General features: G+C 59.4%; 10 protein-coding genes and 2 pseudogenes. 3 read left to right on the forward strand and 9 right to left on the reverse strand.

Annotated elements, in window-relative coordinates; all coding sequences use genetic code 11:
• Positions 1-70: 70 nt before the first annotated feature.
• From ACVWZJ_RS00930 to ACVWZJ_RS00940, 3 genes and pseudogenes are all read right to left on the reverse strand, one after another.
• Complete coding sequence (locus tag ACVWZJ_RS00930; protein ID WP_011432733.1) at positions 71-550, reverse strand: hypothetical protein; 480 nt, start codon at positions 548-550, stop codon at positions 71-73.
• Positions 551-574: 24 nt separating this feature from the next.
• The gene (locus ACVWZJ_RS00935) at positions 575-2,335 is read right to left on the reverse strand and encodes a hypothetical protein (RefSeq protein ID WP_457394006.1); all 1,761 of its coding nucleotides are present in this window, start codon (positions 2,333-2,335) and stop codon (positions 575-577) included.
• 320 nt (positions 2,336-2,655) lie between these two features.
• Positions 2,656-3,579: pseudogene (locus tag ACVWZJ_RS00940) on the reverse strand (transposase).
• 178 nt (positions 3,580-3,757) lie between these two features.
• Between ACVWZJ_RS00940 and ACVWZJ_RS00945 the strand changes: the two are divergent.
• The 3 genes from ACVWZJ_RS00945 to ACVWZJ_RS00955 all read left to right on the forward strand — a co-directional run bounded on the left by ACVWZJ_RS00945 (position 3,758) and on the right by ACVWZJ_RS00955 (position 9,746).
• On the forward strand, positions 3,758-3,925 hold the full coding sequence (locus ACVWZJ_RS00945) for a hypothetical protein (RefSeq protein WP_083757636.1): 168 nt from the start codon (positions 3,758-3,760) through the stop codon (positions 3,923-3,925).
• 104 nt (positions 3,926-4,029) lie between these two features.
• The gene (gene recJ / locus ACVWZJ_RS00950; protein ID WP_457394009.1) at positions 4,030-6,294 is read left to right on the forward strand and encodes a single-stranded-DNA-specific exonuclease RecJ; all 2,265 of its coding nucleotides are present in this window, start codon (positions 4,030-4,032) and stop codon (positions 6,292-6,294) included.
• 134 nt (positions 6,295-6,428) lie between these two features.
• Positions 6,429-9,746, forward strand: a complete 3,318-nt coding sequence (locus tag ACVWZJ_RS00955) for an AAA family ATPase (protein WP_457394012.1) — start codon at positions 6,429-6,431, stop codon at positions 9,744-9,746.
• Between the two features lie 5 nt (positions 9,747-9,751).
• On the opposite strand, the gene ACVWZJ_RS00960 is transcribed toward ACVWZJ_RS00955, so the two are convergent.
• The 6 genes and pseudogenes from ACVWZJ_RS00960 to ACVWZJ_RS00985 form a co-directional block, all read right to left on the reverse strand.
• Positions 9,752-10,213, reverse strand: coding sequence for a GerW family sporulation protein (locus ACVWZJ_RS00960; protein ID WP_457394015.1), 462 nt, complete (start codon positions 10,211-10,213; stop codon positions 9,752-9,754).
• 29 nt (positions 10,214-10,242) lie between these two features.
• On the reverse strand, positions 10,243-10,506 hold the full coding sequence (locus ACVWZJ_RS00965; protein ID WP_011432739.1) for a DUF2973 domain-containing protein: 264 nt from the start codon (positions 10,504-10,506) through the stop codon (positions 10,243-10,245).
• Positions 10,506-10,817: a DUF2605 domain-containing protein gene (locus ACVWZJ_RS00970; protein ID WP_414409385.1), complete on the reverse strand. Its 312-nt coding sequence runs from the start codon at positions 10,815-10,817 to the stop codon at positions 10,506-10,508. Before ACVWZJ_RS00970 ends, ACVWZJ_RS00965 begins: the two co-directional genes overlap by 1 nt.
• Before the next feature lie 50 nt (positions 10,818-10,867).
• Positions 10,868-12,352 (reverse strand): annotated as a pseudogene (locus ACVWZJ_RS00975) (cobaltochelatase subunit CobN); the annotation flags it as partial.
• A 47-nt stretch (positions 12,353-12,399) separates the two neighbouring features.
• The gene (locus ACVWZJ_RS00980; protein WP_011432742.1) at positions 12,400-13,578 is read right to left on the reverse strand and encodes a transaldolase; all 1,179 of its coding nucleotides are present in this window, start codon (positions 13,576-13,578) and stop codon (positions 12,400-12,402) included.
• Positions 13,579-13,868: 290 nt separating this feature from the next.
• Positions 13,869-14,822: an RluA family pseudouridine synthase gene (locus ACVWZJ_RS00985; protein WP_414331111.1), complete on the reverse strand. Its 954-nt coding sequence runs from the start codon at positions 14,820-14,822 to the stop codon at positions 13,869-13,871.
• Between the last annotated feature and the right edge of the window lie 220 nt (positions 14,823-15,042).

Here is a 15,042-nt window from a genome sequence, read left to right on the forward strand (position 1 = left end):
AACAGAAAGATCAACTGGTAGTAATCCGTACTGAACATATTATACATTATTTTCAGTATAGTTGAGCTTATTATTGACTAGAGTCATGCTCTCCCACCGTGCGGCACCCCGACAAACGGGCAGAATACCCCCCATCCGCAAAGAACTTGAAAGTGCTATGCCTCCGGCACCCTACCGGGAACCGCACCGCTACCGCGACCGTGGTTGCCTTCAGGCCGGTACACTCGCCAATGACCGCGGTCAGCTTGCCCCCCGACTGTTGCCAGCGGCTGAGGATGTCTTGGATCTGGGGCCGATCCAGCAAGCCCGCTGCCTGCAAGTTTTGGAACAGATGCCTGGCCCATGGGGTGAGTTCTGCCAACAAGGGATCCGTCGGCGTATCCTCAGGAGTGTCGGCGTCGGTCTCGGGTTCCTCCGGTCTCCCCGTAAGGACTGCGTTTCGCTCACGCAAGCGTGCTGGCTCATCTTTGGCGGTTGAACCAGAGAAGTTGGCTGCTCTCAACTGAGCCTGCGCTGCCTCGGCGATCAGCTTTTGCTGTTCGTAACTCACCTGCAGCAGACGGTTGCGATCGCGTTAGCGGTGCGGAGCACTTTTCTGCTCAATCTTGAGGTTCTCCTGTAAAGTCTCCAAGCTCTGTCGGTAGGCCGCTAGCAGCTCTCGCGCGTCTCGCAGTTCCACCGTCAAGTTGGCCTGCTGCTGTTGAAGGGCGCTGAGGCGGGATCCCATCGTTTTCAGTTGTTGTTGAGCTTGCTCCAAGGCTTCTTGGCGGGCTTGCAGGGATCCCTCCAGTTGGACAATGCGCTGGTCGGCCTCGGCCCGTTCTGCCCTGAGCTGGTGGATCAGGGCTTGGCTCTGCTGCAGTTGCTCCTCCAGTTGGGCAATGTGCGCTTCGTAGTCACGGTTGGCTGCCATCAGCTGTGCTATTTCCGCTTGCAGTTGTTGTAGCTGCGCCTGTAAGCTTTCCACCTGCTCTGGGGGAACATAGCCGGAAAGCCGCGCCATTTGGGCCTCGTGCTCTTGCTGTAACTGAGCGTAGCGCTCTTGCCACATCTGCAAAGCGGCCCTCAGCTCCAAAATCTGTTGCTCCAAGGCGGCAACCTGCTCTGGCCAGAAAGAATCCAGATGCCGGGATAGAGCAGCCTCTGACTCTGCAGCTTGCTGGGCAAGTTGGGCCTGCAGCTGATCCCGCTCCGATCGGAGCTGCTGGATTTGATGAAGCGCTGCCTCCAATTGGGCGCGTAGGTCAGCCACAACGCTGCTGGGCACCAACTCCGACTGGCGTTTCTGCAGAATCTGGATTTGCTCTTGCAACTGCTCCAGTTCCGACTGGTAGCAATCTTGCTGGGTTTGCAACTGCCGCTGCGCCCTTTGCTCAGCAGCGCGGGCAAGAGCCAGCTCCGTTTCCAGCCTTTGCAGTTGTTCCCGCCAAACCCGCAAATCCTGCTGCAACGTTGCCTGGTGCTGGAGCTCTGCTTGTTGGAGACGGATGGTGGCTTCCAGTTTTTGAATGCGCTGCTGATACTGGCTTTGAAAATCGGCAATCTGCTGGTTCATGTTGGCCAGGATCCGATCCCATTCCTGTTCCTGGAGCTCGATTTGTAGCTGCAAGGCTTCCACTTGCTTGCGGTAGTCGGCCAAGGTGGCCGGTTGAGGCTCATCGGCAAAGGGATCCGAGGCCGCCGCAGCCAATGTTCCAGGGATGGGATCTCCCCCAGCCGCAGATTCAAGACTCGGCGGCTGAACCGTACTCTCTCTCCTGGCCTCTTCGGGTGCAGGCCAATCCTGAGCTGGGTCTTCTCGGCCAGGAATTGTCGATCTTCGGGGGGTAAGCTGAACCTCGGGTTTGGGATCCTTAGCCAAAAAAGGCTGCAGTGCTTCCCACGCATTGGGGGAAGCCATCCGTTGCAGTTGCACCTGAACATCCAAGGCGCGATCCAAAATGGCTGGCTGTACCCAGCCTTTCCAGGTGAGAATCTCCCCCAATTTCCGCCCGTAGCGACGCTGTTGGGCCAGAGCAACCCGCAACTGCTCAAAATCCAAGTGGCCCAGTGCCACCAAAATCTCTCCCAGAGAAAGAGACTGGCTGGGCAGGAAGCGGTAGAGAGCGGCTGGGGTGAGCCAGCCGTGCTCGAGACACACTTCTCCCAACTTGAGGTGGTTTTGCTGTTGCTCTCGCAGGGCCTGAGCCAACTGGGATTGGGAGATCAGACCCGCCCGCAGCAAACGCTGTCCCAGCGGCAAGCTCGACTCAGCCTCACCGTCAGCAGCACCCCGCCCTTCCAGAAAGGGGAATGGGGTAGAGCCACTCTGGGAGGAAGAGGAGCGCGGAGGCATCAATAAAGTTCCCAGTTTAGGACTGTGTTGTTGCTGTACTTTAGCTTATCGCCCCTCAGGATAAAGCACAAAGAGATGCCAACGCCACATTGACCAGAAAACTGGGTTACAAGCCCCGCCCTTTATGACGGCTTCTTGATACAGTAACTGCGAACTCCGCCAGCTTGTTCGCCTGCGGCGGCACTGAGTGCTTCGTGGTGCAGTACCTCTTACTAGAGGGACATTAGAGGGACAAAGTATCTGGGAGTCTCTTCCCAGTAATTAGGGCGGCGGCATCCCTCTTCGTGCATAGGGATGGAGCAGTACAGCCTGTTAAGGAATCAAGGGGCACAGTAGCAACACCTAGCAAACCAACTTCGGAAGCAGAATGGATTGATGAGTAGTCAAGAGGTCTCTGCTATCTGCTCCATCCCATACTTCCCGGCTCTGGAAAACTGCCGGATAAAAGGCTTCAATACCGACCACATCCTCTCAATCGGATTCAACTCTGGTGCATACACAGGCAGGTCTATGATCCGCGCACCTGTTCCTTGAATCAAACCCTCCACTTCCGAACTCTAATCACCACCTTCCGCGCATCCAGTTCCGAACATGAGTCACTTTGCAAAAACTCCAGAAAATTGCTCTTCCGCATTCCACCCTTGATAACACAACAGCCTACTACCTCTCTCCAGGAAATAGCTTCAATAATCTTATGTTTTTTCCCTTTGCATCTCTGACGGTAACTGTAAGCTCTTTGACTGCGTAAACTCCGAGATACCCCTCCGTTCCATTGCCTCTCACACCCTTGTCTGGTCTAGAATAGCTATATCTTCCACTGGTATATTCTTGACTTCTTAACTCTAGGCTAATTGTTGCCTTTGCACCTCCTCTTCTCTGATTTTTACACTGCGGTAATTCTTTTTTAGCGTCATTCCTCGCTTTTTTAAAAAGTTGTCTATCGTAACAGCACTCACATCAGTATCCAGTTGCTCTCGTAGCAGTTCTTGATACTACCACGGATAATAGTTCAGGCGCCTTTCAATGACCGTCATAACTTCTTGCCGGTGTTGTTCCAGAATACCTACTCGCTTTGTGCCGACTTTCTTGGGGGATAAATCCTGAGTTTGTTGATACTGATGCACCCAGTGGTGCAGTGTTCTTTGGGTTACCATGAACTGTTCCGCTACCTGGCGAGTGGAGGTCTTGCCTGCCTGATAAGCTGCCACAACTCTTTGGGATAAATCTAACAAATAGGTTGGTATATATCTCTCTTTTCTCTTGGATACTTGTATCCTAATTCATAGGCTGTAATCGGTGAAGTGCCAAAAATGATTCTGATTCTTGTTTCAGCATCGTTGCCGAGCAACCGCTAGGGTGTAGAGACGCGGATCTTCGACAAGAGGATCCCTAGGAAAAAACGAGAAAGAAGGAGAGAAAATCATGTCTGCCAGCACCCTTGTCCGTTGCGCCTGTGAACACTGCAACTGCAGCTTCGAGAGCAGCCAAGGCTATCGCTACGAAGGTCAACTCTACTGCAGCGAAGCCTGTGCCACCCACAATCACGAGCACCCTTCCGCCTGCTGTGTGGCTTCTCACTGCTGCCAGTAGGGTTCAAGGTAGCCCATCATCCCCAGCCCTTTCCTCTGGGATCCATTTCCCCCCTGGGCCGTTTTTGATAGGCTCCTAGGAACCTTTATCCCTGTCGAGCTTGCATGGAATACCGCTGGGAGCTGCTGCCCACTCCCCCCCAGTTCAATCCGCAACTGAGCCGGGAATATGGCAAGTATGCGGCCAAGGTGATGGCTCTGCGGGGTCTGCACACCTGGGAGCAGGCGCAGGCCTTCGTGGATCCCGAACACTATTCCCCCACACCACCAGCATCCCTGCCGGATCTGGAGCGGGCGGTGGCGCGGCTGCTGCAGGCACGGGAAAGGGGAGAGACCCTGTGCATTTGGGGGGACTTTGACTGCGATGGTGTCACCAGCACCAGTCTTCTGCTCTCGGCGTTACAACCCTTGGGCTTCCGAGTCCAGTTCTCCATACCGCTGCGCAGTACCGAAGGGCACGGCCTCAACCCTCAACGGCTGCAGCAGGTGCTGGCCCAGGGCTGCCAAGTGATCCTGACGGTGGATTGCGGCATGGGCAATACCGCCGAAATTGCCATGGCCCAAGCCCAGGGGGTGGACGTGATCGTGACGGATCACCACATGCTGCCGGATCCCTTGCCCGCTGCCTATGCGGTGGTCAACCCCTTGCGATTGCCGGCTGAACATCCGCTGCGCTTCTTGCCGGGGGTGGGAGTGGCCTACAAGTTGGCGGAGGCGCTCTACCAAGCCCTAGGGATCCCTGGTGTCGAGCAGCACCTGGATCTGGTGGCGGTGGGAATTGTGGCCGATGTGGCGGTGTTGCAGCGGGAGTGCCGCTACTTGGTGCAGCGGGGCCTGCCGGTGCTGGCCAGTACGCAGCGCCCGGGGTTGCGAGCTCTGCTGGCCCAGGTTAGCAACGGCCAGCTCCAGAGGTCGCCGACAGCCCAGGATATTGCTTTTCGCATCGCCCCCAAGTTGAACGTCATTGGCCGCTTGGAAGACGCCAGCTTAGCAGTGGAGCTGCTGACCACCTCCGATCCAGAGCGGGCCCAGGCGCTGGTGCAACGGTTTGTTGCCCTTGACGAAGAGCGCCGGCAGCTCACCCAGCAAGTGATCCAAGAGGCCAGCCAACAGGTAGAGAGCTTGGATCTGACCCGGGAAGGAGCCATTGTTCTGGCGGAAGCCGGCTGGAACCCAGGGGTTCTGGGGATCGCGGCGGCGCGCTTGGTGGAGCAGTACCGCTGCCCGACGGTGTTGATTGCCAAAGACGAAGCCACAGGGCTGGGCCATGGGTCGGGTCGTTCCCTGCCAGGGGTGAACCTGGTGGAGGCCATCGAGGCCGTGCGCCCCCTCTTGCGGCGGGGAGGCGGACACCCCATGGCCGCCGGGATCCAAGTGGATCTGGCTTGCCTGGCCGCTGTGCAACTGGCGTTGCAGCGGGAGCTGGCCGCGCGGGTTAGCCCGGATCAGCAGGCTCGCGCCTTGGCGGTGGAGATTATCCTCGACTGGGAGCTACTGGTCTCTCAGGATCGGGATGGGGTGGCAGAGCTGGATGAGGTGTATCGGCAATTGCAGCTTCTGCAGCCCTTTGGGCACGGCAACCCCAACCCCGTCGTTGCCTTGATGAACTTCCGTCCCAATAGCTCCAACCTGGGAGTCTCCCGCAATGGCCGCCACCTCAAGTTTGAACTCCAAGGCTCGCCGGGATCCCGTACCCTGTGGTTTTGGCAAGCCGGAGAAGAGCTGGAGCGCTGGCAAAAATGCCAGGCTTTGGACATCGCCCTCCAGTTGGAGGCGGATGACCGGGGCAGACAGCCTTGGCAGGGCAAAGTGCTGGCGGTGCGCCCTGCGGGAGAGTGGCAGGCACCCACCATTTCCGCCCCTCGCCTACAGATCCAAGATTTTCGGCAGAAACCCCTGCCGGATTCGCAGCAGGGGGCCATCTGTTACGACGGGCAGGAGGCCGAGAACTTTGTTCCACCACCAAAAGGGGCAAAGCTGGTGCTGGCCCGCTGGCCCTGGCTACCGGCGGACTTGGCCCAACTGCTGCAACAGGTACAGCCCCGAACCCTGATCCTGGCCGCTTCTGCCTCCCCCTGGGAGCAGATCCCCCAGCAGATTGCCCAACTGCAAGCGCTGTGGCAAGCAGGCCGACGGGATCCCGAGGATCTGGCTGCAGTAACTGGCTTTCCCCGGCAGTGGCTGGCGGAACTGGACAGTCCGGAGCAGATCCCCACGCTACTGATGGGCCGCCTTCAGGAATCCCAAGCCTTTCACCGCTGGCTGGACGAGGCCAGCCCCACCCAGATTGCCCAACTGTGTCAGCGGCTAATGCAATCGGATCCCCTCTCAAGAGAGACAAGAGAGAAAAGAGAAAAGAACGGAGAGTAGTGAGAAGGGAGTATCCTCACTCCTCTCTCCTCACTTCTCACTCCTCATTGTTGCTCCCCACCGCTGACGCGATACTCTGGATCAAATGGCTCAACCTCATTTTTTCCAGCAACCAGAGCCCCTCAGAGTTTTCCGTGATCCCGGTTCGCCTAACCTTGCACAATTTTCTCTGTTACGCTCACGCCGTTTTGGATCTGCGTGGGATCCATACTGCCTGCATTTGTGGCCCCAATGGGGCAGGCAAGTCTGCCCTGCTCGATGCCCTCACCTGGGGCCTTTGGGGGCAAAGCCGGGCTAGCAATGACAGCGATCTCATCCGCAAGGGGGCCAGCGAAGCCTGGGTAGAGGTGATCTACCGCTCCCGAGGACAAACCTACCGTGTCCTGCGCAGCCGTCATCTATCGGGCGAGGGATCCCTGGAGTGGCAAATTCAAACCGGAGAAACCGACGGCCAACCTCGCTGGCGTAGCTTGACCCGCCGCGGCATGCGCGCCACCCAACAGGCCATTCAAAGTCAGCTCAGCCTCGACTACGAGACCTTTATTCACTCCGCCTATCTGCGACAAGGACAAGCGGATGCCTTCACTCTGAAGCGTCCCGGCGAGCGCAAGCAGATCTTGGCCGACATGCTCAAGTTGGGGCAGTACGATTTGCTGGCCGAGCGCTGTCGGGAACGGGCACGCAGCGCCAAGCTCAAAGCCGATCTGCTCCAAGAGCGCCTGCAGCAGCTTGACCAACAACAGGCCCACCTTGGCCAAATTCAAGCCGAGCTGGAGCGACTCCAACAACGGCAAACTCATCTGCAGCAGCTCCTAGCCCAGCAACAGCAGGAATTGCAAGCCCTAGAGCGCCTCTACGAACATCGCTGCATCCTGCAGGAGCGCCACCAACACCTTACCCAACACTTGCAAAAGCTCGGCACCAACCTACAGCACACCGAGCAACAGTGGCGTGCCCAGCGACAGCACCTGCTCCAGTTGGAAGAGCTGATCGCCCAGAGTGAAGACATCCTGGCGGGTTACGAACGCTACCAAGCCCTGATGGCCCAAGATCGCCATCTCCACCACCTCTTCGAGCAACAGCAGCATCTGCTCCAAGAACGCCAAAAGCTGCAAGCCCAGCAAGCAGAGCAGCAACAGCAGCAACTGCGCAAGATGCAACGGCTGCAACAGGAGTTGGCCACCTGCCAAGCCCAGGCCCAAGCCGATGCCCAATTGCTGGCAGAACAGGAGCGCATCGAAATCGGCCTGCGCCACTACCAGCAAGCTCAAGAGCGTCTCCAGGCCTTGAACCAAGCCCAAGCGCAAGCCGCCATCCTTCTCCAGCAGCAACAGCATTGGCAAGAGCAAATCCGCCGCGAGCGGGAACGTCTGCAAGCCCGCCTCCAGCTTCTCAGCCAGCAACTGCAAAGCCAGGAAACTCTAGCCCAGCAGCAGCAGCACCTGGAGCAGAAAATTGCCGAAGGAGAGGCCGCCCTGGCAGAGCTGGAGCGACGGCGTCTCTACCAGCAGCGGGTGTTGGAAAAAGTCCAAGAACGGCGGCTGTTCGTGCAAAAGCTCCAGGAACGCCAGCGGGTTCTCCAGCAACAGTGGCAACAGGAGGAAGAACGCTGCCGCCTGTTGGTGACCACCTGGGAGGAAGGTCAAGAGGTGTTTTCCGCTCAAAGTGCTCCGCGCAGCGAACGAGATCAGGTCACCCCCACTTTGGCGAGGGTGACAGCCCTTGTCGAGGAGACAGCCCTTGTCGAGGAGACAGCCGAACAAGAGAAGGGATCCCTGGCCCTATCTTCCGCCGGTCAACCTGCCGAGTCATCCCCCGCAACGCCAACACCAGAGCCGCAGGGATCCAGCCTTATGGCTCCGCAGCGCCGTCGCCACTGGACTTGCCCCCTCTGTAGCCGTCCCCTCAGCCTGCGCCTGCGGGATGTGGTGCTGAAAAAACACCGCGAGCGTCAAGAAGAAATTGCCGGCGAACTGTTTGTTATCCGCGAACAACTGGCGGTGGCCGACCGGGAGATTGAACTCTTGCAAGCAGAATACCGCCGTCTCAGCCAAGAACTGGCCACCTGGGATGAGCGCCTGCATCTGCAAGGGCGATTGCAACAGCAGTGGGAAGCCGAGCAGGAACGCCGCCGGCAAATCCAGCTCTGGCAAGCAGAAGCGGCAGAGTTGAGGGAAATCCTTGACCGGGAAGCTTACGCTCAAGAAGCTCGGCAACAGCTCCAGCAGATCCAGCAGGCCCTGCAACAACTGGGCTATGACGAGCGCGAGCACGCCTTACAACGAGGAGAACTGGAGCGCTGGCGCTGGGCACTGGGCCGCTCTCAGGAACTCCGCAAGGCCCAGGAGCGCCGCTCTCACCTATGGGAGCAAATCGCCTCCCTACAGGCACAACTGGAAACCCTGCAACAGGTGGGATCCAAGGACTCCGTCCCGCCAGTGGGATCGGATTCTCCCCTGGCGGAGCGGTTGGCTCAGGTGGAACAGGCGTTAAACCACCTGGGCTACGATGGATCCCTGCACCAGCAGGTGAAAGCCGAACTGGCCCAAGCGCAACTCTGGCCGGTGCGCCTGCAAGCCCTACAGGTGGCCCGCCAGGAACTGCCGGAGGTGGCAGCCCGCACCCAAGCCTTATCCCAACGCCTACAGGAAAGCCGCCAGCACTTTGCCCAGGCCACCCAAGAGTTGGAACGGCTTCAGCAACAACTGGCGGAGCATCCCGAGGTTTTGCCTGCTCAGCTGGAAGGGATCCGCCAAACCCTGCGGGAGCACCGCCGGCGGCTGGATGAGGTGCTGTCTCAGATAGGGGCCGCCCAACAACGGCTACAACAGGCGGTTCAACAGCAAGCGGAACAGGCCGAGCTGGAACAGCAACTGCAACAGGCCCGCCGCCAGCAGCAGGTGTACCAAGAGCTGGCCAATGCCTACGGCCGCAACGGCATCCCCGCCCTGATCGTCGAAAATGTCCTGCCCGAGCTGGAAGCCCAGGCCAACCAGATCCTGGCCCGCCTTACCCAACACCGCCTGCACCTGCAATTGGTTACCCAGCGCTCCGGGCGACGCTATTGCTCACCGGCCAAGCTGTCCTCCGTAGCGGGACGGAGTCCCTATGACACCCTCGACATTCTCATTGCCGATCCCCACGGCACCCGCCCCTACGAGACTTACTCCGGTGGAGAAGCCTTCCGCATCAACTTCGCCATTCGCCTGGCCTTGTCCCGCCTGCTCACCCAGCGCTCGGGATCCGACCTGCAAACCTTAATCATCGACGAGGGGTTTGGATCCCAGGATGCCACCGGGCGCGCCCAACTGCTGGCTGCCATCAACGCCATCGCCCCGGACTTTGCCTGCATCTTGGTGATTACCCACATCCCCAGCCTGCAGGATGCTTTCCCCCGCCGCATTGAGGTACAACCCTCTCCCCAGGGATCCCGCCTCTCCATTCGCGGCTAGTCCCTTCAGGAGTTGCCGGCACGATTTTGCAGCCACTGCTGCAACAGGGGCACCAGAGTCTCGCTGAGTTGGTTCCACTGGTCGGGCTTCTGGACGGTGGTCAGCAGCTCCACTCGCTCGCCTCGGATCACCAGAAAGCCAACTGGCTCGATGCGCACCCCACCCCCCGCTCCCCCGAACAGACTGGCCGGATCCCCGCCGTTGCCGCGACAGCCAGAAGCAGTTTTGCCGAAGTTACCCCCTCCCCCACCCAAGCCAAAATGCAAGGACATGTAAGGGACAATAATCGTCTCACCAATAGTGATCGGCTGACCAAAGGTTTGTCCCGTTTCCGCCAAAACCTTCAGCTTGCCGAGCACCGCCTCCAGCACCGATTCCACGTTGAAGTCGGATCCCATCTCCGTTGACTCGCCCACCAGACGCTCGGGCAAATGGCGCGCAGTACCTTCCCAGGCTAGTGCAGCCACGCCCAAGAGAGAAAGCCCAAGAAACTCCCCTAATCTTCGTCCGGCGAGCCGGAATAGAGATCTTCCAAACGGCTGCGAGCTTCTTCCAAGCTGGCCGAGCGAATCACCAGTAGAGGCTCCTCGGTGAGGTTGCCATCTTCATCCAGCAGCTCTGGGTGAGGGATCCGCTTGCGGGCACGACGAGGAGAGGCCTTGCGCTCTTCCACGCCCAACGTGATGACATTGGCAACCAAGTTGCGCAGGGCCAAAAAGGCAATGGCCACAAAAGCGATGAGGTAGAGAATCTGCAGCATCACAGGTCAGAGGAGGGGTGAATCTGGCGAAATCGACGGCCCAATTCGGCACATTTCATCAGCAGGCGATGCCATTTTGCCATCAGCCCAGGGTCGATGCCAACCTCTTGATCGGACGCCTGATAAAGCGCTTTGGCTACCTGTAGCTCCGCCTGGGCAGCCAAAACCTCTTCCAGCAAGGACTGTTGCTCCTCTGGGCTGATCAATTCCAGGGTCTCTTCCTGCAAAAAGCGGCGAGAACGCTCAAACCAGTAGCGGTAGTCCTCCAACAGTGGCCCCAGAATCTCTCGCAACAGCTCAGATTTGCTCATGGCCTGGGATCCCTCCACAACTGGTTTGGATGAAAAAATCTTAGCAGAACTTAACCTTCTCTCGCCACGGGAGAGCGGGATTCCAGGTAGGCTTCCATCTCCAGCATCAGGGCTTCGATCTGAGGCAGCAATTCCAGGGCCTGCTCTTGCCAGTAGCCCCGCTGGTGGGCTTCCAGCAGCCGCTCGCTCATGTCCCGCAGCGCCCAGGGGTTGCGGGATCGCAGGAACTGCTGGACTTGGGGATCCAATAGGTAGGCGCGGGCCAGGCCGGCGTACATGAAATCCGGCACAGCATGGGTGGTGACGTCGTAGGCAAAGAGGTAGTCCAGGGTGGCGGCCATCTCGAAAGCGCCTTTGTAGCCGTGGCGCATCACGCCGGCAATCCACTTGGGGTTGATCACGCGGGCGCGATAGACGCGGTCAATTTCTTCGGCCAGGGTGCGGATCTTAGGGTTGTGGGGACGGGCGTGATCCCCGAAGTAAATCCGCGGGTTGCGGCCCTGGAGCGTTCGCACTGCCGCCACCATCCCCCCTTGAAACTGGTAGTAGTCATCGGAGTCCAGCAGGTCGTGCTCGCGGTTGTCTTGGTTGTGGAGCACAATTTGCAGGTGGGCCAATTGCCGCCGCAGGGCTTCGGGGGCCGGCTCTCCCTCGCCATCGGCCCGGTAGGCGTAGCTGCTCCAGTTGAGGTAGGCGCGGGCCAGATCCGCTTCTGTTTCCCAGTTTTGCGCCTCGATCAGCCCCTGTAGGCCGGCCCCGTAGGCCCCTGGCTTGGAACCGAAGATGCGCAGCCGCGCCCGCTCCGCCGCTGCTTGCGTTGGGATCCCTTGCTCCTGCCAGTACTGGGTATCGGCCAGCACGTGGGCCCGCAGGGGATTGTCGGCTTCTGGCTCCTCCAGGTCAGCCACGGCCTGCACGGCCCGGTCAAACAGGGCAATCAGATTGGGAAAGGCATCGCGAAAGAAGCCAGAAATGCGCAGGGTTACATCCACACGGGGGCGGCCCAAAACCGCTACAGGCAGGATCTCGATGTCCACCACCCGTCCTCCATCCCAGCGGGGTTTGACCCCCAAGAGCGCCAGGGCCTCGGCCCAATCGTCGCCGCCAGTTCTTAGAGTTGAAGTGCCCCAAACGGATAGGCCCAGGCGACGGGGATATTCCCCCTGCTCTTGCACGTAGCGCTCCACCAGCCGCTCGGCGGCCAGTGAGCCGACCTGCCAGGCGGTGGGGGTGGGGATGGCGCGAATATCCACCGAGTAAAAGTTGCGCCCCGTGGGCAACACGTCCACTCGGCCTCGGGTGGGGGCGCCGGAAGGGCCGCTGGGCACATAGCCGCCCCCTAGCCCATGCAGCAGGTTCTCCAGCTCCTGGGGGGTTTGCTGCAGGCGCGGCAGCAGATCCGTCTCGATCCAATACAGCACCTGCCTGGCTGCTGGCCCCGGCGGCGGATCGTAAGGGATCCCTTGCAGCCGCTGGGCAATCCACAGGCGGGCTTGTGCCTCCAGGGCGGCCACCCCGTCTCCGATGTGGCGAAAGTTCTCGCCCATAGACCTTGAGGTTTTCCCAGGCCGGCTGCCAGCGGCTAATTCTTCAGATAGACCGCCGCCCCTAGGCCGACCAACATTTCCTCAGGGGTAATTTTGCCATCTTGGTTGGTATCCAGGGCATCGAAAACGCGATCTGCCCCCATCCACTCCTCGCGGGTGATGAAGCCATCCCCATCCAGGTCGTAGAGGCGGAAGACATCCTGGGCGGCGTGGGTAATGGTTTCCTTGGCACCCTCCAGCTTCTGCAGCCGCTCGGTGAGCAGTTTTTCCAGCACCTCCAGCGCTTTGGAGAAGCCCTGGATCCCTTCTTCCAGCTTTTCTGAGGCCATGCGGTTTTCCCGGTGCATCTGGTCGAAGGTAGCTCGATCCATCACCAGGCGCGGGATGTCCATTTTCTTGGCTTTTTCCGGATCCAGTTTGCGCTCCAGGTAACCCTCGGTGTTTTGCAGCTCCGCCAGCAAGGCGGGCGAGATGGTCAGGAGATCACAGCCGGCCAACTCGATGATCTCCCCGATGTTGCGGAAGCTGGCCCCCATCACTTCCGTCGGAAAATCGTATTTGCGGAAGTAGTTGTAAATCTGGGTCACCGACTGCACCCCCGGATCTTCGGCAGGAGGGTAGCTCTCCCGGCCCGTGTGTTTCTTGTACCAATCCAAGATGCGGCCCACAAAGGGCGAGATCAGCTTCACCCCCGCTTCGGCGCAGGCGATGGCCTGGTGCAAGCCAAACAACAGGGTGAGGTTGCAATGGATCCCTTCTTTTTCCAGGATCTCGGCAGCTCGGATCCCTTCCCAAGTCGAGGCAATTTTAATCAGCACCCGCTTGGGATCCGCTCCTGCCGCCTTGTAGAGCTCGATCAAATGGCGGGCTTTGGCAACTGTGGCTTCTGTGTCGTAAGAGAGGCGGGCATCCACCTCCGTCGAGACCCGGCCAGGAATGATGGACAAAATGCGCACGCCAAAGGCCACGGCCAGTTGATCGATGGCGTGGGCCACCACGGTTTTGATGTCGGCTTTGGATCCCAGTTCTTGGCGGGCCTTGAGCAAGGTTTCATCGACAATGCCCTGGTACTGGGGCATTTGGGCAGCCGCTGTGATCAAAGAGGGATTGGTGGTGGCATCCTGCGGCTTAAAGCTCTCGATGGCGTTGATATCCCCCGTATCGGCGACCACGACAGTCATCTGTCGCAATTGCTCCAGCAAGCTCTTGCTCATGTTCGGCTCCTTGAGATTGCGCTACGCGCCGCTTCTGCGACCTAGTTTCAGTGTTACCCATCCCATTCAGGGATCCCGGTAGACATGAGATTGTCTTAATTCTCTTCTCTGGCCGGGTTCACCCCCACGGGTGTGGGGACAACTGGGCATACTCGTTTCAAACAAGATGAAGACCCTTCGCCGCTGACCCTCACCCCTTGCGGGCGAGGGGAGCTGGGGATCAACCAACCAGCTGTTCCACAGCCGTTTGCAATGACCAGGCAAAGCAAGGGGGAAACCCCAGAGGCTGCCTAGCCCGCCTGGCTGCGCAACTGCCGCAAGAGCCGCTCAAACTCCTCCGGCAGGGGAGCGGTAAACTGCAGCGGCTGGCCTGTGCGCGGGTGAACAAAGGAGAGCTTCCAGGCATGGAGAGCTTGGCCGCCCAGCTTAACAGGGCTGGTTTTGCTCTGGGTGTAGAGGGGATCCCCGACAATGGGTAGGCGCATGTGGGCAGCATGCACCCGAATTTGATGGGTGCGCCCGGTCTCCAGCTCAAACTGCATCAGGGTGTAGTTGCCCAGCCGCTCCAACACTTGCCAGTGGGTTACCGCCACTCGCCCTTGGCCAGGGGTCAGGACGGCCATTTTCTGCCGATCCACCGGGTGCCTCCCAATGGGGGCAGAGACGGTGCCTTGGCTTTGGGCCGGCCGGCCAAACACCACCCCCAAGTAGATGCGCCGGGCGGTTTTGGCCTGGATCTGGGCTTGTAGGTGCTGGTGGGCCTGATCGTGTTTGGCAATCACCAGGGCACCAGTGGTGTCTTTGTCAAGGCGATGGACAATACCTGGACGCAGCTCGCCGTTGATGCCTGAAAGATGGGGGCAGTGGGCCAGCAGGGCGTGCACCAGGGTGCCACTGGCGTGGCCGGGGGCGGGGTGCACCACCAAACCGCGGGGCTTGTTGATCACAAGCAAATCGTCATCTTCGTAAAGAATGTCCAAGGGGATCGGCTCCGGCTGCAGGGCAGTCGGGGTGGCTGGCGGGATCCGCACCTCGACTTCATCCCCAGCTTGCAGGGGGCGATCCTTATCCCGGCAGGGCTGCCCATTGAGCCAAACCTGGCCCTGGCGGATAAGCTGCTGCAGGCGCGACCGCGACAGCTCCGGCAGTTGCTCTGCCAATCCTCGATCCAGCCGCAAGCCCTGCTGTTTTTCCGTCACCCTGATCTGGCGAATGTCTGCTGCAGCCTCCTTGTGGCCCTCCATGCCGTTGTTGCCCAAATTGCCTTCTTTGACCATTGTGGCAGCCCGGCTACTTTTGCACTGAGTAAAAAAGGTCGAAGATTTGCAGCAACTTCCGCAGGCAGGTGGTGGGGGGATCTGCCTTGTCTCATCGCCTTCTAAGCCTTCTTGGGGGGATCCCTGGGCAATTTTAAGGGGCAGAAAATCCTGACTAGAGTGAGGCTATGGCCCACCAAGAATGAGT

The organism is Thermostichus sp. OS-CIW-29, assembly GCF_054058195.1.

Excerpts from the sequence above, each read along its gene's own strand:
- ACVWZJ_RS00935 (WP_457394006.1), bottom strand. The coding sequence starts at position 2,335 with ATGCCTCCGCGCTCCTCTTCCTCCCAGAGTGGCTCTACCCCATTCCCC.
- ACVWZJ_RS00945 (WP_083757636.1), top strand. The coding sequence starts at position 3,758 with ATGTCTGCCAGCACCCTTGTCCGTTGCGCCTGTGAACACTGCAACTGC.
- recJ (WP_457394009.1), top strand. The coding sequence starts at position 4,030 with ATGGAATACCGCTGGGAGCTGCTGCCCACTCCCCCCCAGTTCAATCCG.
- ACVWZJ_RS00965 (WP_011432739.1), bottom strand. The coding sequence starts at position 10,506 with ATGCTGCAGATTCTCTACCTCATCGCTTTTGTGGCCATTGCCTTTTTG.
- ACVWZJ_RS00970 (WP_414409385.1), bottom strand. The coding sequence starts at position 10,817 with ATGAGCAAATCTGAGCTGTTGCGAGAGATTCTGGGGCCACTGTTGGAG.
- ACVWZJ_RS00980 (WP_011432742.1), bottom strand. The coding sequence starts at position 13,578 with ATGAGCAAGAGCTTGCTGGAGCAATTGCGACAGATGACTGTCGTGGTC.
- ACVWZJ_RS00985 (WP_414331111.1), bottom strand. The coding sequence starts at position 14,822 with ATGGAGGGCCACAAGGAGGCTGCAGCAGACATTCGCCAGATCAGGGTG.